The 20,881-nt window shown below is 66.3% G+C and carries 18 protein-coding genes; 15 read left to right on the top strand and 3 right to left on the bottom strand.

All coding sequences use genetic code 11. The features are described from left to right. Positions 1-185 precede the first annotated feature (185 nt). From GIW81_RS13100 to GIW81_RS13085, 4 genes are all read left to right on the top strand, one after another. On the top strand, positions 186-1,016 hold the full coding sequence (locus tag GIW81_RS13100) for a transglutaminase-like domain-containing protein (protein WP_154739833.1): 831 nt from the start codon (positions 186-188) through the stop codon (positions 1,014-1,016). 112 nt (positions 1,017-1,128) lie between these two features. Then, positions 1,129-2,514 carry a cell envelope integrity protein CreD gene (creD, locus tag GIW81_RS13095; protein WP_154739832.1) on the top strand — a complete coding sequence of 462 codons (1,386 nt, stop codon included), beginning with the start codon at positions 1,129-1,131 and terminating at the stop codon, positions 2,512-2,514. Positions 2,515-2,859: 345 nt separating this feature from the next. Continuing rightward, positions 2,860-3,072: a hypothetical protein gene (locus tag GIW81_RS13090; RefSeq protein ID WP_154739831.1), complete on the top strand. Its 213-nt coding sequence runs from the start codon at positions 2,860-2,862 to the stop codon at positions 3,070-3,072. A 47-nt stretch (positions 3,073-3,119) separates the two neighbouring features. Continuing rightward, entirely contained in the window at positions 3,120-4,373 is a 1,254-nt protein-coding gene (locus GIW81_RS13085) for an aminotransferase class I/II-fold pyridoxal phosphate-dependent enzyme (RefSeq protein ID WP_154739830.1), read from the top strand. Positions 4,374-4,388: 15 nt separating this feature from the next. On the opposite strand, the gene GIW81_RS13080 is transcribed toward GIW81_RS13085, so the two are convergent. Further along, on the bottom strand, positions 4,389-5,384 hold the full coding sequence (locus GIW81_RS13080) for a hypothetical protein (RefSeq protein ID WP_154739829.1): 996 nt from the start codon (positions 5,382-5,384) through the stop codon (positions 4,389-4,391). Between the two features lie 202 nt (positions 5,385-5,586). Between GIW81_RS13080 and GIW81_RS13075 the strand changes: the two genes are divergently transcribed. The 8 genes from GIW81_RS13075 (at position 5,587) to GIW81_RS13040 (ending at position 13,569) form a co-directional block, all read left to right on the top strand. Further along, the gene (locus GIW81_RS13075) at positions 5,587-6,432 is read left to right on the top strand and encodes an FkbM family methyltransferase (protein ID WP_154739828.1); all 846 of its coding nucleotides are present in this window, start codon (positions 5,587-5,589) and stop codon (positions 6,430-6,432) included. 205 nt (positions 6,433-6,637) lie between these two features. After that, a complete protein-coding gene (gene rplU, locus GIW81_RS13070; protein ID WP_154739827.1) occupies positions 6,638-6,949 on the top strand; it encodes a 50S ribosomal protein L21 in 312 nt (103 codons plus the stop codon). A gap of 31 nt (positions 6,950-6,980) precedes the next feature. Continuing rightward, entirely contained in the window at positions 6,981-7,247 is a 267-nt protein-coding gene (gene rpmA, locus GIW81_RS13065) for a 50S ribosomal protein L27 (RefSeq protein ID WP_154739826.1), read from the top strand. A gap of 104 nt (positions 7,248-7,351) precedes the next feature. Continuing rightward, complete coding sequence (locus GIW81_RS13060; protein WP_154739825.1) at positions 7,352-7,873, top strand: GNAT family N-acetyltransferase; 522 nt, start codon at positions 7,352-7,354, stop codon at positions 7,871-7,873. Beyond that, on the top strand, positions 7,870-8,910 hold the full coding sequence (gene obgE, locus GIW81_RS13055; RefSeq protein WP_154739824.1) for a GTPase ObgE: 1,041 nt from the start codon (positions 7,870-7,872) through the stop codon (positions 8,908-8,910). Before GIW81_RS13060 ends, obgE begins: the two co-directional genes overlap by 4 nt. Before the next feature lie 179 nt (positions 8,911-9,089). Beyond that, on the top strand, positions 9,090-11,288 hold the full coding sequence (locus tag GIW81_RS13050; RefSeq protein ID WP_154739823.1) for a putative bifunctional diguanylate cyclase/phosphodiesterase: 2,199 nt from the start codon (positions 9,090-9,092) through the stop codon (positions 11,286-11,288). Positions 11,289-11,389: 101 nt separating this feature from the next. Continuing rightward, positions 11,390-12,958, top strand: a complete 1,569-nt coding sequence (locus GIW81_RS13045; RefSeq protein WP_154739822.1) for a phytoene desaturase family protein — start codon at positions 11,390-11,392, stop codon at positions 12,956-12,958. Between the two features lie 50 nt (positions 12,959-13,008). Further along, the gene (locus GIW81_RS13040) at positions 13,009-13,569 is read left to right on the top strand and encodes an HdeD family acid-resistance protein (RefSeq protein WP_154739821.1); all 561 of its coding nucleotides are present in this window, start codon (positions 13,009-13,011) and stop codon (positions 13,567-13,569) included. A gap of 4 nt (positions 13,570-13,573) precedes the next feature. On the opposite strand, the gene GIW81_RS13035 is transcribed toward GIW81_RS13040, so the two are convergent. Together GIW81_RS13035 and GIW81_RS13030 are read right to left on the bottom strand one after the other, a co-directional pair. After that, entirely contained in the window at positions 13,574-14,167 is a 594-nt protein-coding gene (locus GIW81_RS13035) for a class I SAM-dependent methyltransferase (RefSeq protein ID WP_154739820.1), read from the bottom strand. A 10-nt stretch (positions 14,168-14,177) separates the two neighbouring features. Next, the gene (locus GIW81_RS13030; protein WP_154739819.1) at positions 14,178-15,302 is read right to left on the bottom strand and encodes a WD40 repeat domain-containing protein; all 1,125 of its coding nucleotides are present in this window, start codon (positions 15,300-15,302) and stop codon (positions 14,178-14,180) included. A gap of 184 nt (positions 15,303-15,486) precedes the next feature. Here GIW81_RS13030 and proB point away from each other — a divergent pair, with 184 nt between their 5' ends. From proB to GIW81_RS13015, 3 genes are all read left to right on the top strand, one after another. Next, the gene (gene proB, locus GIW81_RS13025) at positions 15,487-16,644 is read left to right on the top strand and encodes a glutamate 5-kinase (RefSeq protein ID WP_154739818.1); all 1,158 of its coding nucleotides are present in this window, start codon (positions 15,487-15,489) and stop codon (positions 16,642-16,644) included. A gap of 1 nt (position 16,645) precedes the next feature. Then, on the top strand, positions 16,646-17,932 hold the full coding sequence (locus GIW81_RS13020; protein ID WP_154739817.1) for a glutamate-5-semialdehyde dehydrogenase: 1,287 nt from the start codon (positions 16,646-16,648) through the stop codon (positions 17,930-17,932). A gap of 175 nt (positions 17,933-18,107) precedes the next feature. Then, positions 18,108-20,867 (top strand): outer membrane protein assembly factor BamB family protein, encoded by a 2,760-nt coding sequence (locus GIW81_RS13015; RefSeq protein ID WP_154739816.1) that lies wholly within the window; start codon positions 18,108-18,110, stop codon positions 20,865-20,867. Positions 20,868-20,881: the final 14 nt, after the last annotated feature.

Below are 20,881 nucleotides of genomic sequence, written 5' to 3'. Positions count from 1 at the left end.
CAGGCGCCGGCAAGCCGATGGGCATAAGATTGCAAGCGCGAGCGCGGCATTGCACGCGCGGCTCAATCCATCGGCGTCGCAGATTTGCGCGCCAGACCAACGGCCTAAACTTTAGTCACGCACGAAATTCCGGGAACCGCGCTCAGCGGCGCACGTTAGTGCCGCGCCAGTCAGGAATTTTCCCCATGCTCATCAACTACGGTTGCGAGATCGGCATCACGGTCCCCCGGGCCACTCCGCTGATCTCTTTGCTCGACGTGCACCCCGAGCGCCGCAAGGACATCAACACCGAAGCCCCGTTCGCCACCGCGCCTCCAACGCAGGCGATGATGTACTTCGACAGCTTCGGCAATCAGTGCCGCCGGCTGATGGCGCCGGCCGGCGACATCACGCTGCGCCTCGACGGCACGATCATCGACAGCGGCAGGCCGGACGATATCGCGCCCGATGCGCGCGAGGTGCAGGTCGACCTCCTGCCGCACTACCTGCTCACCTTCCTGCTCGGCAGCCGCTACTGCGAGACCGACCGGTTGAGCCAAGTGGCGTGGGATATGTTCGGCGGCGTCAAGCCTGGCTGGACGCGGGTGCAGGCAATCTGCGACTACGTGCACGATCATCTGACGTTCGGCTATCCGCACGCTAGCGCTACGCGCACCGCGCTAGACGCCTTTGCGGAGAAGAAGGGTGTCTGCCGCGACTTCGCCCACCTGATGATCACCTTCTGCCGCTGCCTCAACATCCCGGCGCGCTACGTCAACGGCTACCTCGGCGACATCGGGGTTCCAGCCGATCCGGCACCGATGGACTTCAGCGCCTGGACGGAGGTGTACCTCGATAACCGCTGGTACACGTTCGACGCGCGCCATAACAAGCGGCGCGTCGGCCGGATCGTCGTGGCGCGCGGCCGCGATGCCACCGACGTGCCGCTGATCAACACGTTCGGCCCGCACACCTTGAAGACCTTCAAAGTATGGGCTGACGAGGTGGTCCCCGACGTGCGCAAGGCGAGCGCCTGATCCCGCCGCGGAAATTCCGAAGTTGCCGGAAATCCCGCCAATTTGCTGACTTGTTCGCGCCACCCCGCTGCTGTTCCCTCCACGGCGATATTGCTTGCCGTGGAGAAATTGAGTGGAAAGCCTGACCGCCGCCATTGCGCGGCTGCTGAACAGCCCCGGGTTCAAATTCCTCCTCATCTGCGGCCTGATACTGATCCTGACCATTCCGCTCTTGCTCGTGTGGGGTTTGATCAGCGAGCGCGAGCAGCGCGCCGAAGGCGTGCGCCAGACGGTGGCGCAGGAGTGGGGCGCCAGCCAGTACATCGATGGTCCGCTGCTGATCGTGCCTTACACCGTGAAGCGCGTGACCGGCGAGGGTGACAAGCGCGTCGAGGAGGTGGTCGAGCGGCGTGCCGTATTTCTCCCGAAGTCGCTCAAGGTGAGCGGCAAGGCGACGACCAAGGTCCTGCACCGCTCCATCTACGACGTCGCCGTCTACACCGGGCTACTCGATTTTTCCGGCAGCTTCGCCGCTCCCGACATCGCCGAGGTGGTCGCCGACGCACAGTCGGTGCGCTGGCGCGATGCCGTGCTGGCGGTGGCAATCAGCGACGTGTCGGGCCTGAAGGAAGCCGCATCGGTGACAATCGACGGCGGCCAGGCATTGGCGTTCGAGCCGAGCATCGGCGTGCCGGCCATGCGCGGCGGCGGCATTCACGTGCGCCTCGCGCCCGCTGCGACGCTGTTCGCCACGCAAGGCGTCACCGACGCGGCGCCGACCGGCATCAACGGCTTCGATTTCAAGTTCGCGCTGGCGCTCAACGGCTCGTCCGAGCTGACCTTCGCGCCGGTTGCGCAGGAGACGACCGTCGCGCTCTCGTCCGATTGGAGCGACCCGAGCTTCACCGGCGCCTTCCTGCCGAACGACCGCACGGTCGAGCCGACATCGTTCTCCGCGAAGTGGCAGATCCCGCACCTGGCACGCAGCGTGCCGCAATCCTGGTCGCTCGCCGATCAAGACCTGGAGCGCATGTCCCCCTATGCCTTCGGCGTGCGCTTCATCGTGCCGGTGGATTTCTATCAGATCGTCAGTCGCGCCGCGAAATACGCGATGATGTTCCTTGCCACTGCGTTCATGGCCGTGTTCGTGCTGGAGACCCGCTCGGCCCGGCAGGTGCACCCGGTGCAGTACCTGTTCGTCGGCTTGTCGATGATCTTCTTCTACGTGCTGCTGTTGTCGTTCGCCGAGCAGATCGGTTGTCTTAGCGCCTACCTCATCGCCGCGGTCGCCACGGGCGGGCTCCTGTCGCTCTACGTCGCGCGGGTGCAGCAGAGCCTCAACAAGGGGCTCATCATGGCGGGCGTGCTGTTCCTGCTGTACGGGCTCTTGTACCTGATCCTGCAGCTGGAGGACTACGCCTTGCTCGCCGGTGCCATCGCCGGGTTCGTGATGCTGGCGGTCGTGATGTTCGCGACGCTCAACGTCGATTGGTCGGGGCAAAAGCGCCCCGCTAGCTGAGCGGACCGTCACGCGCCCCCAAATCACCCCGTCATTCCCGCGTCATGGCGAAGCCATGCTCCGCATGGACGGCGGGAACCCAGGGCACCATGCCTAACGACGATCGCCGCGCTGGTTGAAACGTGGCTGGGTCCCCACCTTCGTGGGGATGACGTGAGAGGAGGCGAGCGTCGCGGCAGCAGCCCGACAACCTCTCGGATCGCCGCCGCTCGCTGATAGCCCGACGCAAATTTTTTTCAGCACACGCGTGTTCCGGCCGGAACAGCGCATTGGCCGATCATTTTCCTAAAACCTCTCCACGCGGCGCTCCAGTTCCACGGGCGCGCGAACGCAAGGAGAGGTTTCATGAGTCCGTCCTACGAGCCCAACGCCTTCGAGGAGCAGGCTCCCTTCCCCGGCCATCCCTTCGGTGGCCTCGTGCGCGACGACAGCGCCATCTTCGATGAGCCATTTCCTGCCGCTCGACCCAAGAGCCCGAGCAAGGCCAGCGCCTTCGCCCCGGCCTTCGACGACGCCGGCGGCTTCGACTTCCACCTCGGAGTTTACTCGCGATTTTGAACCGTAAAGCGCGGCGGTGACGTCGTGCGTAGCCAGGAGCACCTACCATGAGCATCATGCCCCAGACGCTGAACAAGCTGCGCGCGAAGCTGGACCGCGACCTCGTCGCGGCCCCCTTCTCGTCGCTCCCTGAATACAAGTCGATTACCTACCACCAGGGGCTCGGCAAGATGCTTGGCATCGCGAACCCGTTCTTCCGCTCGACCGAGGGCCCGCAGGGCCGGCATACGCTGATCGACGGCAAGCCGGTTCTGAACTTTGCCTGGTGCGACTACCTCGGCCTCAGCAAGCATCCTGACCTGATCAATGCCTCGAAGGCCGCCATCGACGCCTACGGCACGTCCGTTTCGGCGAGCCGCATGGTGTCGGGCGACACGCCTCTCCACCGCGAGCTGGAGCAGGAAATCGCCGACACGATCGGCGTCGAAGGCGCGCTGGTGTTCGTCTCCGGACATGCCGCCAACGTGTCGACGATCGGCACGATCATGACCGCCGACGACCTCATCATCCACGACGAGTTCGTGCACAACAGCGCCGTGGTCGGCATGCGCCTGTCGGGCGCCAAGACCATGACCTTCAGGCACAACAAGCTCGACCTCTTGGAGCAGGTGCTGCGCGAGGAGCGCGCCAAGTACAAGAACTGCCTCGTCGTCATCGAAGGCCTCTACTCGACCGAGGGCGACATCCCCGATCTCGCCCGCGTGGTCGAGCTGAAGGAGCGCTACGGCGCCTGGCTGATGGTCGACGACGCGCACGGTTGCGGCGTCCTCGGCAACACCGGCGCCGGCCTCGCCGAGCACACCGGCGTTCCCGGCAACAAGGTCGACATTTGGATGGGCACGCTGAGCAAGGCTTACGCCTCGTGCGGCGGCTACATCGCCGGCAACCGCGAGCTGATCGATGCGCTGCGCTACTCGGCGCCGGGCTTCGTGTTCTCGGTCGGCCTGCCGCCGAGCATGACGGCCGCCGCCCTCGCCGCGCTCCGCGTCGTCAAGCGCGAGCCGCATCGCGTCGCCCGCCTGCACGCCAACGGTCAGTTGTTCCTGCGCGAAGCCAAGGCACGCGGCTTGAACACCGGCCGCTCCATCGGCATCGGCATGCTGCCGGTGATGGTGGGCGCCACCACGCGCGCCGCCAAGGCCGTGTCGAAAGTTCTGGAGCGCGGCATCAATACCTCGCTCATCATGTCGCCGGGTGTTCCGGTGAACGCCGCGCGCCTGCGCTTCTTCCTCACCTGCGAGTTCACGCCCGAGGAGATCAAGCATGCGCTCGACGTGACCAAGGAGGTGCTGGGCGCGTAAGCGCGGCGGTGCCGCTCAGGCCGTCAGCTCGAGCGGTGCCGTCGCCGGCGCGGTGGTGCGGCCGTCCACCTCGTAGCCCTGCGCGACGAGACGGCCTTCCGATGCATCGGCGACCATGACGAGCCGCGTGTTCCAATTGCGGATCGGCGGCTTGAGCCACGCAAAGCTCGGATCGAGCGCCGTCGATACCTGGTGCATGAGGCAAGCACGCCCGGCGCTATCTAAACCCCGCGAATATCCCGACCAGCCGGGCGCCTGCCAGTGATTGGCGGCGGCGTTGCAGCCCTCGTGTACGCGGGCTTCCGTTTCGGTGCGCTCGATGACCGCCGTCTCGGACGGCTTCAGTCCGGCGAGCGTGAAGATGGCCGGCGTGGAGATCGGACGTTCGGTGAGCATGCGCTTCGCTTCGCCGAATGACGCGGCCGTCTCGAAAACCTCACGCAACAAATGCGCCGGCGTCAGATGCTTCATGCGCCAGATGCGGCCACGGTTGACCGCCCAGTCGAGGTGGAACTGGCCCCAGACCGGGCGCATCGGCGCCTGGTTCAAGGCCGCCGAGAAGCGGCCGGGCGCCATGCCCTGCAGCACGCCCGTGTAGCCTGGCCAGGTCAGCGTCACGAACGGACCGGCGTCGCTGGCGACGCGCGCGGCGATGACGTAGCGGCCGAGACCTTCCGTCACCCAGTCGAGGACGCGCACCAGCCGCGCGGTTTTGCCTTCCGGCGACGGCGCGACGCGGCAGGTGCATCCCCACTCGTAGTTGACGGACAGGAAGTAGGCGCCGGGGCGGCCGAGACGCGCGGCGATGGCGTCGATCTCGTCGAGATGCACGCTGTCCTGCTTGGCGAGCCAGCGGCGGGAGACGGCGTCGAGAGTGCGAAGCGCGGCGCGCGGCACGTGCGCGGTCGCGCCGTCGATCAGCGCATGCGCGCGTGCCTCCTCCAGCTCCAAAGTTTCCAGCGGGTAGGCGGCGCCCACATCGTGGACGGGTATGGGCTCGAGGGATTGCATCGTTTCCGTTTCAGCGAGTGGACAACTCCGTCAGCACAATGTGGGCCCGCGCCAAGGAATTGAACAGTAGTCCGACACTTTCGCGTTGTCGCCGCCACAGGCGGCAAGTTTCCAACGTCCAATTACGTGCCCCCGCTTTGCTGCCGAAGATCGGCGGTGCACTGCTTGTCAGCCCACTGATTCCAGCTTCGAGATCTTTTCCATGATGAATACTTTGCCCACTTTTTCCTCGCCGCTCGCGATTGACCAATGGGGCTACTACCGGCCCACTTTCCCCGCGGCACTCTGCATCGCGGCATTGCGCCAGCGCATCGCGCGCGGAGCGGTCAAGGGACCGGTGCGCAGACTGCTTGCGCGCATCGGCACCGAGTACGACGTCGAGGTCGACGGCCTGAAGCTGCGCTGCCGGGTCAACGACAACTACACCGAGCAGATGGCATTGGAGCGCAACGGGCACACCAACCGCATCGCCATCGACGTCATCACCACCGACCTGAAGCCCGGCGACGTGTTCGTCGACGTCGGCGCCAACTGCGGTCTGTTCGCAGTCTTTGCCGCACGCAAGGTCGGACCAGCAGGACGCGTGATCGCCATCGAGCCGCTGCCGGCCATGCTGGCGCGCCTCCGCTTCAACGTTGCCGCCAACGGCTTCTCCAACGTGACCGTGTGCCCGACGGCCGTCGGCGCGCAACCGGGCGAGGCGACCATCCATGTCAGCATGAAACAGTACGGGCACGCGAGCCTGGTCGGAACGGAGGGCGAGGAGCTGATGGTGCCGGTGACACCGCTGCACGCGATCATCGAAAGCACCGGACTCCAGCGGATCGACGCCTTGAAGATCGACATCGAAGGATTCGAGGACCGGGCGCTCATGCCGTTCATTCGCTCCGCCCCGCGGCAGCTCTGGCCAGCCCGCATCTTCATGGAGGTCGACCACGCGCCCCGATGGCAGGAGGACTGCCTCGCCGGACTGCTTGAGGCCGGTTATAGGGAGCGCTGGCGCAGCGGCAGCGACATTCTCTTGGCGCTGCCGGCGGCTGGCCGATAGGCGTCCCGCCCGGAAACCCCGGAAATACTGGGCCGGATTGACAATTTCCGGGGCTTCGAGGATAAACCCGCCTTCCCGCGCCCCGGAAATCGGGGCGCGCAATGCGCTGCCCGAGGCCTGGTCGCCCTTCCCGAAGAGGCGATCTCATAAAGTCCGCAGCTCGCCTGCGGCGCCATAGGGCGCGGATAACGTTGAAGGAATAGCTATGTACGCTGTCATCAAGACGGGCGGCAAGCAGTACCGTGTTGCTGCTGACGACGTCATCACCATCGAAAAGATCGCCGGCGAAGCCGGCTCCAAGGTCGAGTTCGCCGAAGTCCTCATGATCGGCGGCGACAAGCCCAAATTCGGCAGCCCGCTCGTCTCCGGCGCCAAGGTCGTCGGCGAGTTCGTCGAGGCCACCCGCGGCCCGAAGGTCATCTCCTTCAAGAAGCGCCGCCGCAAGAATTCGCGCCGCAAGCGCGGCCATCGCCAGGACCTCGTCACGGTCCGTATCAAGAGCATCGTCGGCGCCTAAGCGGCAGCCCGAGTTTCGAAGGAACTGATCCATGGCACAAAAGAAAGCTGGCGGCTCAACGCGTAACGGCCGCGACTCGCACTCAAAGCGCCTCGGCGTTAAGCGCTTCGGCGGCGAGCAGGTCATCCCCGGCAACATCCTGGTCCGCCAGCGCGGTACCCAGTGGCACCCGGGCAACGGCGTCGGCATGGGCTCCGACCACACCATCTTCGCGGTGGTCGAGGGCGCCGTCGAATTCAACACCAAGCGCAACGGCCGCGTTTACGTGTCGGTGCGCGAAGACAAGACCGCCGAATAATCGGCGCCATCCACCTTTAGCGATTGCAAGGGGGATGCGCGGCGTCCCCCTTTTTCATAGCCGGCCGCCTTCGTTTGCCGGCACGAGATCGGAGCGCGGTGCATATGCGCTCGCCACGTTTGAGCTATCGGCCCATCGACGCCCGCGACGCGGGCCGCATCGCCGCGCTTGCCGGCGACTGGGACATCGCGCGCATGACGTCGCGCATTCCCCATCCCTACTCGCTCGTCGATGCCGACTTGTGGATCGCCTCCATCGGCGATGACGAGTTCGTGCGCGGCGTCGAGCGCGACGGCGAGTTGATCGGCGCGGTCGGCTACATCAACGGCGACCCGGGGCAGGCCGAGATCGGCTACTGGATCGGCAAGCCCTGGTGGGGAAACGGCTATGCGACGGAAGCGGCCGGCACCCTCATGAACCATTGCTTCGGCGAAATGAACTTCAAGCGCCTCACCTGTGGTCACTTCGTGGACAACCCCGCCTCGGCCCGCGTCATCGCCAAGCTCGGCTTTCGCCGCATCGGCGCCGGGGCGCAATGGTGCGAGGCGCGGCGCAGTGAGGTGCGGACGGTAAAGTATGCGCGACGGCGTCCGCTGCTCGGCGCCTGGCGGAGTGGTACGCGATGAAATTTCTCGATTCTGCGAAGATCTACATTGCCTCGGGCGCCGGCGGCGACGGCTCCCTGTCGTTCCGGCGCGAGAAGTTCATCGAGTTCGGTGGCCCCGACGGCGGCGACGGCGGCAAGGGCGGCGACGTTTGGGCCGAGTGCGTCGACAATCTCAACACGCTTATCGACTACCGCTACCAGCAGCACTTCAAGGCGAAGAAGGGTGGCAATGGCGCGGGTAAGAACCGCGCGGGCGCCAACGGCGACGACTGCATCATCAAGGTGCCGCCCGGCACGCAGATCTACGCCGAGGACCAGGAGACGCTGCTCGCCGACCTGTCGAAGGTGGGCGACCGCGCGCTACTCGCCAAGGGAGGCAACGGCGGCTTCGGCAATGCCCATTTCAAGTCGTCGACCAACCAGGCGCCGCGCCGCGTCAATCCCGGCCTACCCGCCGAGGAGCTGACGATCTGGCTGCGCCTGAAGCTGATCGCCGATGCCGGCATCGTCGGCATGCCCAACGCCGGTAAGTCGACGTTTCTCGCCGCGGTGAGCGCAGCGAAGCCGAAGATCGCCGCTTACCCTTTCACCACTCTGCACCCGAACCTCGGCGTCGTGCGCGCGGACGACAAGGACTTCGTGCTCGCCGACATCCCCGGTCTGATCGAAGGTGCCAGCGAAGGCGCCGGCATCGGCACGCGCTTTCTCGGCCACGTCGAGCGCACCAAGGTGCTGCTGCATCTCGTTGATGCCACCGAGGAGGACGTGGCGACGGCCTATCGCACGGTGCGCCGCGAGCTCAAGGCCTATGGGGCCGACCTCGACAAGAAGAAGGAGCTGGTCGCGCTCTCGAAGTGCGACGCGCTCGACAAGGAAACGCTCGAAGCGCGCGCCGAAGCGCTCAAGAAGGCCGCGAAGAAGAAGCCTCTGCTGCTGTCGGCCGTATCGGGCGAAGGCGTGCGCGAAGCACTATTCGCCCTGGCACGCGAGATCGGCCGCGGCAAAGCCCAGGATGCGGCACAGGCGCACGCGCCCAAGGAGCGCTGGCGCCCGTAGCGCTTGCAGTTGCGGACTTCGCGGCGACCGTTGTCCCGTTTGGACGCGAGTTTGCTATCTCGTTAACGAAGCGCTCACCGCACCCCGACGTCGACCGCCCTAAATTACTGCTTGTTCAGCCGCCTCTGCGTAGGTCGGCGGCAGCGAGGACTAGAGGGCACGACACGCGGGGTGGATGATTGCCCAAGCGGACCACCGCTTTTGTGACGTTTCCGATCGTGGCGCTCGGCGCCGCGTCGATCCTCGCTGTCTTGATTTCATTGCTGATCGGCGCGCGCGAGGCCGACGATACTGCGCTTCAGCGGCAGCGGGACACGATCGAGCACGCCATCGATCAGCATGGGTTGTCGCTGGCCCGCGAGTTGCGCGTACAGACCGTGTGGTCGGAAGCGTTTGAGCAGACGCGCCACAAAGACACCGGCTGGATGCGAACCTTCTATGGCAAGTATCTCAGCGATCTCCTCGGCTACGACCAAATCTACGTGCTTGCCGGCAATGATGCGCCGGTGTTCGGCTATGCGGCGGCGGCCCGAGCGGATTCGGACTATGGGGCCATCGGCGCGGGCCTGACGGACCTGCTGCAGGCGGTTCGCCATCCGCACCTCAAGCCGCACTACGATGTCGTCGTCACCGACATCGCGATGCCCGACGGCACGGTGCAGCATCACGTGGCCGTTGCCGACGCGCGGTCGATCGACGGCAAGCCCGCCACCGTCATCGTGTCGACGATCGTGCCGGACGCAGGCAAACCCATCGCCACGCCCGATCCGCCGATGCTGCTCGTTGCAGTGGAGGACATCGACAAGGGCTTCACGAAGCGGCTGGGCGAGAACTTCGGCTTTCGCGAGCTGCATTGGGTAGCGACCGGGACCCCTGCCGGGGATTCCAGCGAGGCGGTCAAGTCCGACGACGGCGCGCCGGTGGGCACGCTCGTCTGGCGCAAGGATCAGCCGGGGCTGCAATTCATCCGCCACGTCGCGCCCGGCCTCGGCGCCGCCCTGCTGCTGATCGGGGCGCTGACCTGGTTCCTCGTCGTGTGGGGCAAGCGCAAGGCGCGGCAGATTCTGCAGAGCGAGGAGCACGCGACGACCGCCGCTCGCACCGACCAGCTCACCGACCTGCCCAACCGCACCGGACTGCACGAGGAGATTGCCGGCCTCTTGGAGGATCGGCAAAGGCCGGTGCCGGTGAGCCTCATCATGGTCGACATCGACCAGTTCAAGGCAATCAACGACGCCTTCGGCGCGGCGACCGGCGATGCCGTGCTCATCGGGACGGCGAAGCGGCTGCGGAACCTGCTCCCGCCGGGCGGCATCGTCGCCCGTAGCGACGGCGACAGCTTCGTCATGCTGGCGCCGCGCCTCACCGAGGCCGCCACCAGCGAGCTGGCAAGCGATATCATGACGGCGCTCGCCGAGCCGTTCGACGTCGGCGGCGCGAGCGTAATCGTCGCCGTATCCGTCGGCTACGCGATCGGCCCGCGCGATGGGGCGACGGGAGATGAGCTTCTGCGCCGCGCCGAGCTCGCGGTGGACAAGGCGAAAGGCGCGATCACGGAGACGGCCGTCGCGTTTGCACCGGAGATGGACGCCGAGATCACCTACCGGCATATGCTCGAGATGGCGCTGCGCGATGCCATCGCCGGGGGCGCGATCGATGTCTTCTATCAACCGCTGGTGGACGTGAGCGGCAAGCGGGTGCTGGGCGTCGAGGCGCTGGCGCGGTGGACCGATGCCACGTTGGGACCGATCTCGCCCGACATCTTCATTCCGCTCGCCGAGGAAACCGGTCTCATCCAGAGCATCGGCGAGCACGTGCTGGATCGCGCGATCCGGGACGCCAAGGCGTGGTCGGGGATCAGTGTCGCGGTCAACGTCTCGGCCTCGCAGATCCATCACGGCGACGTAGTCGAGGTCGTGCGCCAGGCGCTCGAGGCAAGCCAGTTCCCCGCCGAGCGTCTCGAAATCGAGATCACCGAGAGCGTGCTGCTCGCCGACGAAAAGCGCGCCAACGAGCAGATGCGCGGCCTGCAGGCGCTTGGCGTCAAGGTGGCGCTCGACGACTTCGGTACCGGCTATTCCAGCCTGCAGTACCTGCGCCGCTTTGGCTTCGACAAGCTGAAGATCGACCGCAGCTTCCTCGACGGTGCCGGCGAGCCGCCCGAGAGTTCGGTCATCCTGGCCTCGATCATCAGGCTCGGCCAGGATCTCGATCTGACCATCGTCGCCGAGGGCGTGGAGACGCGCGAGCAGCAGCGGTGGCTGCAGGCCGCCGGCTGCGACCAGTTGCAGGGCTACCTCTTCTCGCGCCCGCTCCCCGTTGCGCAGATGACCGAGTTCATCGCCTCCCGCCAGATCGCGTCGGCAGTGGCCAGCTGACCTCGTCGCGGTTGCAAGCAGGTAATTGCGCGACTATTCCTCGCCGGCTCTCTAGCCTAAACACCGGCAGCGAAATCAGTCGGGCACCAGTACTCCACGGCATGGACACGCAATACGACGCCATCGTCATCGGCGCAGGCCTGGGTGGCTTGACGGCCGCTGCCACGCTCGCGCAGCGGGGCTGCAAGACGCTGCTCATCGAGCGCAACTACAGCGTCGGTGGCGCCGCCTCGACCTACAAATCCGGCGAGATGGTCGTCGAAGGCTCGCTGCACGAAACCGCGAACCCGCATGACCCGCTCGAGCCCAAGCACCACATCCTTCGCGGCCTCGGCGTGCTCGACAAGGTGACGTGGGTGCCGGCGGGCAGTGTCTACGAGGCGCGCGGTGGTCCGCTCGGCCCCGTACCATTCGTGCTGCCGGACGGCTTCGGCGAGGCACGCGCGGCGTTCATCGATCGCTTTCCGGCGCTGCGTGTCGGCATCGGTGAATTGCTCGCCGACATGGAACGGATTACCGCCGGGCTCGGAGTGCTGAGCCAGGGTCGCGCGGCCTTCGATGATCCTCTGGCGGGGCTCTCCGCGCTGTTGAAGCTCGCGCCGGTGGTGACCGGCTGGCGCCACTCACTGGCGCAGCGGCTGCAGCGTGCATTTGGCGACGACGAGGGCGCCAAAGCTGCGCTCGCCGCCAACATGCTCTACTGGCACGACGATCCCGATCAGTTGTGGTGGATCCTGTTCGCGTTGGCACAAGGCGGCTACATCGGCTCGGGCGGCTGCTTCGTCCAGGGTGGATCGCAACGCCTGAGCAGCGCCATCGCCCGCGCGTTCCGCGCCGCCGGCGGGGAGATTGTCCTGCATCGCCGCGTCACCGAGATTTTGCTCGACGCGCACGGCCTGCCGGTGGGTGTGGCGCACGTCGGCAAGAAGGACGGCGAGCGCGTCGAAGTGCGCGCCCGCGTGGTCGTCAGCAACGCCGCGCCGAGCATGATGGCCGAGATGCTGCCGCCCGACCGGCGCGAGACCTTCGCGGAGCCGTATATCGGTCAGCCGCTGTCGATATCGCTGTTCTCGGCCACTTTCGGTTTGACGCGGCGCCCGCAGGAGCTGGGGCTCAGCTCTTATTCGACGATGCTGTTGCCCGAGTGGATGCGCACGCTCGCCGACTACAAGCGCGGCGCGGCGCTGCTTGCCGAAGCCCCCGGCGAAGCGATGCCGCCCGTCGCCGTCGTCAACTATGCGGCGATCGATAGCGGGCTCGGTGGACCGCCGTATCCCGTCTCCGCCGTCGGCGCCGACCGGCTCGCCAATTGGCAGGGCATGGATGCCGCTGCCTACGCCGCCAAGCGCGACGCCTGGATGAAAGCGCTCGTCGCGGCGCTCGATGGCGCCTATCCGGGCTTCGCCGAAAACGTGGTGACGTCGGTGATGAGCACCGCGAGCTCGATGAACAGCTACCTCGACGCACCGGCGGGCGCCGTCTACGGGTTTGCCCCCACCCCGCCGGCGGGACCGATCTGGAAGGGCACCGGCCGTTCGCCGCGCACGCCCATCGACCGGCTGTTCCTCGCTTCCGCTTACGCCGGGAGCGGCGGCTACACGGGCGCCATCCTCGGCGGGGCCATAGCCGCCCGACAGGCGCTCGCCGCCATGCCGGTTAGCAAAAAATAGGCAGATCGCATGCTAGTCCGGCCCCACGAACAGCTTCGCGGGAGCGGACAATGGCCGAGACGACGGGACTGCGCGGCAAGCTGCATCAAAGCTGGGGCTGGCTATTGGCCCTCGGCGTGGTGCTCATCCTCTTCGGCTTCCTCATTCTGAGCACGCCGATGGGCGTGGTCACCGCCTCGCTGACCACCGAGATGTGGATCGCCGCCGCGCTGGTCGCGGCCGGCGTGCTGCAGCTGATGCACGGCATCCGCGCCTCCGACTGGAGCCACGCGTCGTGGCAGATGTTCGGCGGCATCGCCTCCATCGTCGGCGGCATCCTGATCTTCCTCTATCCGACGTTCGGCCTCGTATCGCTGACCATGATCATCGCCGCGACGCTCGTCGCCCAGGGCGTCACCTCGCTGATGATCGGCGGCGGCGTCGGCGATGCGGGCAGCCGCCGCTGGCTGATCCTTTCGGCAGTGATCTCGATCGTCGCCGGCCTGCTGATCCTGTTCGACCTGCCGTCCTCGGCCGGTTGGACGCTCGGCACGATCGTCGGCGCGGCGCTGCTGCTGCAGGGCGTCAGCCTGACGCTGCTGGCACTGGACGTGCGGCGCGCGACCGCCTGAACCTTCAGATCGACTGCGCCAGCCACACCGTGTGTCCGCCGCACGCCGGATCCTCGACGGCGTGCTGCACGACCTCGAAACCGTTCCGTCCCAGCAAGCACCGGTATTCGTCGGCGGCGAGGCTCGCGTGATAGAGTGGCTTCCCGTACAGCTCGCCGATCGCCTCGCCGTGCTCAGGGCCGGAGGTGAACAGCAGGAGCCCGCACGGCGCGACATGCTCGCGGAAGATCGGGAACATCCCGCGCTGCGCATCGGCCGCGAGGTGGAAGAAGCTGTCCCAGGCGATGACCGCACCGAAGCGCTGACCCAGCGCCAGGCTGCGCATGTCACCGACCATCCAGGTCATATCCGGAAAGCGCGCCTTGCACAGGTCGATCATCGCCGGGGCCGCATCGACGCCGGTCACGCGGCAGTCGTTGTCGATCAGGTAGCGGGCGATCGGCTCGCCGGCGCCGCAGCCGAGGTCGAGTACGGACCGGCTTTCACTCGGCAGGCGGCTCAGGATCGCGTCGAGGTAACCAGCCTCCATCAGCTGGCGGCCGCGGTCGCGATCGAAGGCGGCGGCATTCGCCTCGTAGATGTGCACGACTTCCGACATGCGGCCCCGTTCAGCGCGGTTTATAAGCGCTGACATCCCAGATGCGCGCGACCCCGTCAAAGGTTGCCGTGAGGAGCCGCGTGCCGTCCGGGCTGAACACCGCCGTCTGCACCTCGCTGCCGTCCGTCGGCAGCGTCGCCAGCAGCGCCCCCGTCGCCACGTTCCAGATGCGCGCGTTCTTGTCGTGCGACGCGGTGACGGCGAGCTTGCCGTCCGGGCTGAAGGCGCCGCTCATCACCGGCCGCCCGTGCCCCGGCAGCGTGTGCAGCAGAGCGCCCGTCTTGGCGTCCCAGATGCGGCCGGTACGGTCGCTCGAGGTGGTGAGGATCGTGCTGCCATCAGGCGAGAACACGATGTGAAGAACGCCGCGCTCGTGGCCGGTGAGCGTCGCCAGCCGCGTGCCCGTCTTGGCGTCCCAGATGGCCGCCGTCTCGTCGCTGCCGGCGGTGGCGACCCTCGTTCCGTCGGGGCTGAACGTGGCGCCGAGCACCATGCGCTGGTGGCCTTCGAGAGTGGCGACGGGAGCCCCCGTGGCAGCGTCCCAGACGCGCGCCGTCTTGTCGGTCGAGGCGGTGACGATACGGCTGCCGTCGGGGCTGAACGCGGCGCGCATCACCGGGCTCTTGTGACCCTCCAATTCGGCGATCACCTTTCCAGTCGCGGCGTCCCAGACCGTCCCGCGCTTGTCGCGTGAGGCGGTGACGACGCGCGTTCCGTCGGGGCTCCACGCCGCGTATTCCAGCATGCCCGCGTGCCCGGCGAGCTTCACCTGTTCGACGCCGGTCGCCGCGTCCCAGATACGTGCGCTCCCGTCACGCGAGGCGGTGACGACGCGCGTCCCGTCCGGACTGAACGCGGCGCTGCGCACCGCTTCCTCGTGGCCGCTGAGCGTGGCGAGAACCGCGCCGGTGGCGGCATCCCATACCCGTGCGGTGCCGTCGCTCGACGCGGTGACGACCCTCTTGCCGTCGGGACTGAACGCGGCGTTGGCGAGGTCGCGGGTGTGGCCCTTGAGGACAAGGATCGGCTGCGGCGCGTCGGGCGCCATCGTGCCCGCCGACAGACCGGGGGCGATGAAGGCGATGAGCGCGAGAAGCGGTGTGACGAGCGCAAGTCGGCGCCGGCTGCTGATCATGGGGCTCCCTCAAGCGTGCGCGGGGCCGCCCCTCGGACCGGAGGCAACCGCCTGTTTATGTGCGCCGCGCTATGAGGGACCTGCGGCCCCCTTGTTTTCCGCCAAGGCTACCGCTTTTGCCGCGCCTGGGCTATCAGGCTGGCCCGAGAACTTTTTCCCTGAGCTAAGCGCCGAAGCGCAAACCATGACCACCGAAGCAAAAACAGCCCTGGCGAGCGCCGTGCGCCCCGAGTGGACCAACGCCCGGCGCATCGTCGTCAAGATCGGCTCGGCGCTGCTCACCGACCGGGCGACGGGCACGCTCAAGGCCGAGTGGCTCGCCTCGCTGCTCGATGACGTCGCGGCGCTCATCCGCGCGGGCAAGCAGGTTGTGCTGGTGTCGTCGGGCGCGATCGCGCTCGGCCGCCACACGCTGAAGCTGCCGAAGGGGCCGCTGGAGCTGGAGCAGAGCCAGGCGGCTGCTGCCGTCGGCCAGATCAGCCTGGCGCACGCCTACCAGGAGATGTGCGGCGCCCGTGGGCTCGTCGCCGCGCAGATTCTTTTGACGCTCGGCGACACCGAGGAGCGCCGCCGCTACCTCAACGCCCGCCACACGATCAGCACGCTCTTGGAGCTCAACGCCGTGCCGGTCGTCAACGAGAACGACACGGTAGCGACCACCGAGATCCGCTACGGCGACAACGACCGGCTGTCGGCGCGCGTCGCCTCGATGGTGACGGCCGACTGCCTGGTGCTGCTGTCCGACATCGACGGCCTCTACACGGCGCCGCCCAACGCCAACGTCAATGCGACGCGGCTCGACGTCGTCACTGCCATCACGCCGGAGATCGAGGCGATGGCGGGCGATGTCGGCACCGAGCTGTCGAAGGGCGGCATGAAGACCAAGATCGAGGCCGCCAAAGTTGCGCTCGGCGGCGGCACGCACATGGTGATCGCCAGCGGCAAGGTCATGCACCCGCTGCGCTCCATCGGTGAGGGCGCGCCTTGCACCTGGTTCCTTGCGCATTCCGACCCGATGACGGCGCGCAAGCGCTGGATCGCCGGGCAGCTCGAGCCCAAGGGCCAGGTGCACGTCGATGCCGGCGCCGAGAAGGCACTGGCCGCGGGCAAGAGCCTGTTGCCGGCCGGAGTGGCGCGCATCGAGGGCAACTTCGACCGCGGCGACGCGGTGATCATCCGCGGCCCGGACGGCCGTGAACTGGGGCGCGGGCTCGTCGCCTACGCCCGTTTCGACGCGGAGCGCATCATCGGCAAGAAAAGTGCCGAAATAGCCACTATATTGGGGGTGTCGCGCTGCGATGAGCTGATCCATCGCGACGACATGGCCCTGCAGCGGAAGTGACATGAACAAGCCCGAGCGCATCGACACCGCGACCGAGGGAGCGATGCTCGCCATCGGCCGGCGGGCACGCGAAGCCGCGCACGCTCTCGCGCTCGCCACACCGGAAGCCAAGACCAAGGCACTGCGCGCCGCCGCCAAGGCGCTGCGCGAGGCGACGCCGCAAATCCTCGCCGCCAACACCAAGGACATCGAGGCGGCGCGCACGGCGGGACGCCCGGCCGCATTCATCGACCGCCTGCTGCTCAACGGGGCGCGCATCGCCGCCATGGCGACGGGCGTCGAGGAGATCGCCGAGCTGCCCGATCCCGTCGGCACCGTGCTGGCCGAATGGTCGCGACCCAACGGGCTGAAGTTCCAGCGCGTGCGCGTGCCGCTCGGCGTCATCGGCATCATCTACGAAAGCCGCCCGAACGTGACGGCGGATGCCGGCGCGCTCGCTGTGAAGGCCGGCAACGCCGCTATCCTGCGCGCAGGCTCCGAAAGCCTCAACTCCTCGCTCGCCATCCACGCGGCGATGGCCTCCGGATTGAAGAGCGCCGGGCTGCCCGAGGCGGCGATCCAGCTCGTGCCGATCGCCGATCGCGCCGCGGTCGGCCACATGCTCGCGGGTCTCGACGGCTCGATCGACGTGATTGTGCCGCGCGGCGGCAAGAGCCTGGTGGAGCGCGTGCAGAAGGAAGCGCGCGTGCCGGTATTCGCCCACCTCGAAGGGCTGTGCCACACCTACGTCGACAAGGATGCCGACCTGGGCATGGCAGTCGAGGTCGTGCTCAATGCCAAGATGCGGCGTACCGGCGTGTGCGGCGCCACCGAAACGCTACTCGTCGACAAGGCGGCGCCGGCCGCCGTTCTTCCCGCGCTCGTCAAGGCGCTGCTCGACGACGGCTGCGAGGTGCGCGGCGACGCGGCGACGCAGAAGGCCGACGCGCGCGTGAAGCCGGCCGCCGACACCGACTGGACAACGGAATATCTCGACGCCATCATCTCGGTAAAGACGGTCGACGGCGTCGCCGGCGCCATCGCCCACATCGCCGGGCACAGCACGCAGCACACCGACGCCATCATCACCGCCAACACGGCGACGGCGGAGCGCTTCATGCGCGAGGTCGACAGCGCCATCGTGCTGCACAACGCCTCGACTCAGTTCGCCGACGGCGGCGAGTTCGGCTTCGGTGGCGAGATCGGCATCGCCACCGGCAAGCTGCACGCGCGCGGGCCCGTCGGCGTCGAGCAGCTGACGAGCTTCAAGTACGTGGTCCGCGGCGACGGACAAATCCGGCCGAAATAGGCAAAGCAAGCCACCCATCGATCAAGTTTGTCACGTGAGCGGATTGCCTTCCGCGCCCGCGCGCGGCACAATGCACGCTTAAGTCGTGCGCTTTCTTCTATTCTTCCGTTCGTACTGGCACGTGCTCGTGCCGGTGAGTTTTTCCGACCGATCGTTTCAGCGCACGAGGCGCAAAATGCATTTCAGATCGCATAGGCGGTTGAGCTTCGCCGGGCTTTGGCTCTTTGCCACCCTGCCGCTGGCCCAGGCGGACGACTTTGCGCTTCTCAATACTGCGAAGCCGGAAGTTCAGCAGCAACTCGGCACCGTTTTGCCCGGGTTCCTCGCGGCGCAGAAGAACGCTGTCCGTGCGAACTATCCACTCTTCATCTTCGTACCGGGCATAATCGGATCGCGGCTCGAGCGAACCACACCGAACGGTAGCAATGTCTTGTGGGGACTCTACGATACGTCGACACCGGACCTATCGATCCTCGACGGCGACGACGGCGCCGTGCGTGCGACAATCCTTTACGACTTCAAACTCGGCAACGTGCACGAGGTCGATGCCTATGCCAGCGGAATCCAGGAGATCAAGAACGCGCAGCTCGGCGTCGATCTGCTCGCGTACTTTCCCTATGATTGGCGCCAGGACAACGGGCGCACAGCGGAGAAACTGAACGACTGGCTGTGCGACACCAAGCAGTACGATCAATTCAAGGACCGCGAGATCCGCTTCATTGCCCACAGCATGGGCGGTCTCGTCGTCAAGGAATGGTTCCGGCGCTATGGGGGCATGCCCAGTTGTCGCGTCGAGGGTGCGAATGCACCGCAGCCCAAGCCGCTCAACATCAAGGAAGTGATCTTCCTCGGCACGCCGCACTTCGGCGCGCCCAAGGCGATCAAATCGCTGGCAAGCGGTTTCACACTCATGGCCAAGAGCTTCGGCGGGATGCTGGGCCTGCTGAAGGACAGGCTCGACAAGGGAACTGTGGCCAAGGCGCTGAACGACTACGGGGCGTTGTTCCCGAGCGTCTATCAACTGCTTCCGATCTATCACGAACACACCGCGGATTGCATGAGTCACTACACCATGCCGCCCGACGACTGGCCGCCGCACATCGCCGATATCGGGGGAAGCGGCGACAAGTTCTCGATCTTCGACGCGAAGGCATGGGAGGAGATGGGTTGGCCAGCGACGAAGCCGCCATCCCGCACGACAAAAGAGTTCTATGGCTTCCTGGCCGAGACACTCCCCAAAGCGCGGGCATTTCTCTGCCGGCTGGCGCAGTACAAGTTCCCTGCCAACGTGAAGGTGAAGTACTTCGCGAGCAACTCGGAGAAGACTGATGCTTCCTTCGAGATCACGAAGAAATCGACTTGGTGGGGGTGGTTGCCATGGAGCACGCCGGTCTGGGTGATCGAGGACGTCGCCCGACCGCCATGGACCGAGGGTGATGGAACGGTGCCCATGTTCGTCGGCAGAAACGCGCTGGCGCGCGGCTTCACTCAACTCGAGGACGGCGACGCGACCGAGCGTCACGAGTGCCGTATCTCCCATTCCTCGCTACTCAACTGCACCGCCTTCGCTACCTACATCCGTGACGTGATCACTATCGCCAAGCGCGCCCAGGCAGACGCCGCGACGGCATATCTCGACAGCCACGCGTCGGAAAAGGACGCAGTGTTGCAAACCCTGGCCAGCGCCAACGTCTACCTCGACTGCCGGCTGAAGACTTTCGAATCGGGGAAAGGTCCGGAATTTTCTGGCTGCCCAGTCAACGATGAGATCAGGGAGCGGCAGGGTGTCGACGTAAAGACCCTGCTCGCTCAAGCTACTATTGCGCCCCCCGCCGACGACAAAGCGGCGAAGGTGGAACTTGTGGCCAGCATGAAGGGGCTTGAGCCGGCAACCCGCATCGATGCTGCCGAGAGCGGCGCGCTAGCGTCTATTGAAGCACGCAAACTCAACGAGGGCCGCAACACGCTGGTGGCACTGGCGGGTCCGATGACGGGCGGCGATGCCTTCGCGCCGTTGCAGGTCGACGATAAGGTTATTGTCAGCATGCCGCTCACCAACAAGGTCGTCGCGGTGAACCTCGATCAAAGCCCATCGGTCGCCTGGACCCACGTGGCGCAACAGGACCCCACCGTCATTCCGGTCATGTGCTGCGACGAGCCCAACAGCGGACGGCTCGCCTACGCCGACGGCAAGGTCATCAAGTACGAGTCCGACACGACGCTCATCGCGCTCGACGCCAAGACCGGCAAGGAGCTGTGGAAGACCCGCACCGGCGATCCCCAGAAAGGTCAGGTCGGAGACCGCCTGCCCTACGTCGTCGATGATCAGGTTATGGTCAGCGTGTCGGGCGCTGAGTTTGGCACGCGCGACTATATGACCTCCCTCGACGTGAAGACAGGCAAGCAAAATTGGCGCGCGTACTCGAGGGGCCCGGATGACCAAATCCTCTTCAATCCGGAGACGACCATGGCGGAGGGCAAGCCGGTCGGAAGGGATTCTAGCCTCAAGACGTGGACCGGCGATCAGTGGAAGATCAGTGGCGGCAAGCAGCTGAGCAAGGCCGTCTTCGATCCGGCGCTGAAGCTCATGTATTATGTCGCTAGCGAAAGCGCGCCGTTCCAACCCCAGGCCCGCTCACCGCTAGCATCGCGGACAATATTTGCGCGCGCGATCGATACCGGCGAGGCGAAATGGATCTACAGGCTCCCCGCGTCGAGCGAATGGGACGAGGCCGGCAGCGCTGAGCTAACCTTGTCGGAGAAGAGCGTGAAGGGTGGGAAGCGCAAGGTGGTCGACTACCTCGATGCGGCCGGCAACCTCTTCTCTCTAGACCGCACCAATGGCGAGCTACTGGAAACAATGAAGATCAAGGCTTCGACGATGTCGCGCGAGCAAAAGAACCCCTTTGAGATCGACCCCTCCCAGCTTAGATAGAGGGGAGCACTGAC

Source organism: Hyphomicrobium album, assembly GCF_009708035.1.
In the GTDB taxonomy this organism is placed as follows: Bacteria; Pseudomonadota; Alphaproteobacteria; order Rhizobiales; family Hyphomicrobiaceae; genus Hyphomicrobium_A; species Hyphomicrobium_A album.
The sequence above is the reverse complement of the archived record's forward strand: the minus strand, read 5'-3'. Positions and strand labels throughout refer to the sequence as shown.

Coding starts and splice junctions, on each gene's coding strand:
- GIW81_RS13100 (WP_154739833.1), top strand. CDS start 186: ATGCTCATCAACTACGGTTGCGAGATCGGCATCACGGTCCCCCGGGCC.
- GIW81_RS13090 (WP_154739831.1), top strand. CDS start 2,860: ATGAGTCCGTCCTACGAGCCCAACGCCTTCGAGGAGCAGGCTCCCTTC.
- GIW81_RS13085 (WP_154739830.1), top strand. CDS start 3,120: ATGAGCATCATGCCCCAGACGCTGAACAAGCTGCGCGCGAAGCTGGAC.
- GIW81_RS13080 (WP_154739829.1), bottom strand. CDS start 5,384: ATGCAATCCCTCGAGCCCATACCCGTCCACGATGTGGGCGCCGCCTAC.
- GIW81_RS13075 (WP_154739828.1), top strand. CDS start 5,587: ATGATGAATACTTTGCCCACTTTTTCCTCGCCGCTCGCGATTGACCAA.
- rplU (WP_154739827.1), top strand. CDS start 6,638: ATGTACGCTGTCATCAAGACGGGCGGCAAGCAGTACCGTGTTGCTGCT.
- rpmA (WP_154739826.1), top strand. CDS start 6,981: ATGGCACAAAAGAAAGCTGGCGGCTCAACGCGTAACGGCCGCGACTCG.
- GIW81_RS13060 (WP_154739825.1), top strand. CDS start 7,352: ATGCGCTCGCCACGTTTGAGCTATCGGCCCATCGACGCCCGCGACGCG.
- obgE (WP_154739824.1), top strand. CDS start 7,870: ATGAAATTTCTCGATTCTGCGAAGATCTACATTGCCTCGGGCGCCGGC.
- GIW81_RS13045 (WP_154739822.1), top strand. CDS start 11,390: ATGGACACGCAATACGACGCCATCGTCATCGGCGCAGGCCTGGGTGGC.
- GIW81_RS13040 (WP_154739821.1), top strand. CDS start 13,009: ATGGCCGAGACGACGGGACTGCGCGGCAAGCTGCATCAAAGCTGGGGC.
- GIW81_RS13035 (WP_154739820.1), bottom strand. CDS start 14,167: ATGTCGGAAGTCGTGCACATCTACGAGGCGAATGCCGCCGCCTTCGAT.
- GIW81_RS13030 (WP_154739819.1), bottom strand. CDS start 15,302: ATGATCAGCAGCCGGCGCCGACTTGCGCTCGTCACACCGCTTCTCGCG.
- proB (WP_154739818.1), top strand. CDS start 15,487: ATGACCACCGAAGCAAAAACAGCCCTGGCGAGCGCCGTGCGCCCCGAG.
- GIW81_RS13020 (WP_154739817.1), top strand. CDS start 16,646: ATGAACAAGCCCGAGCGCATCGACACCGCGACCGAGGGAGCGATGCTC.
- GIW81_RS13015 (WP_154739816.1), top strand. CDS start 18,108: ATGCATTTCAGATCGCATAGGCGGTTGAGCTTCGCCGGGCTTTGGCTC.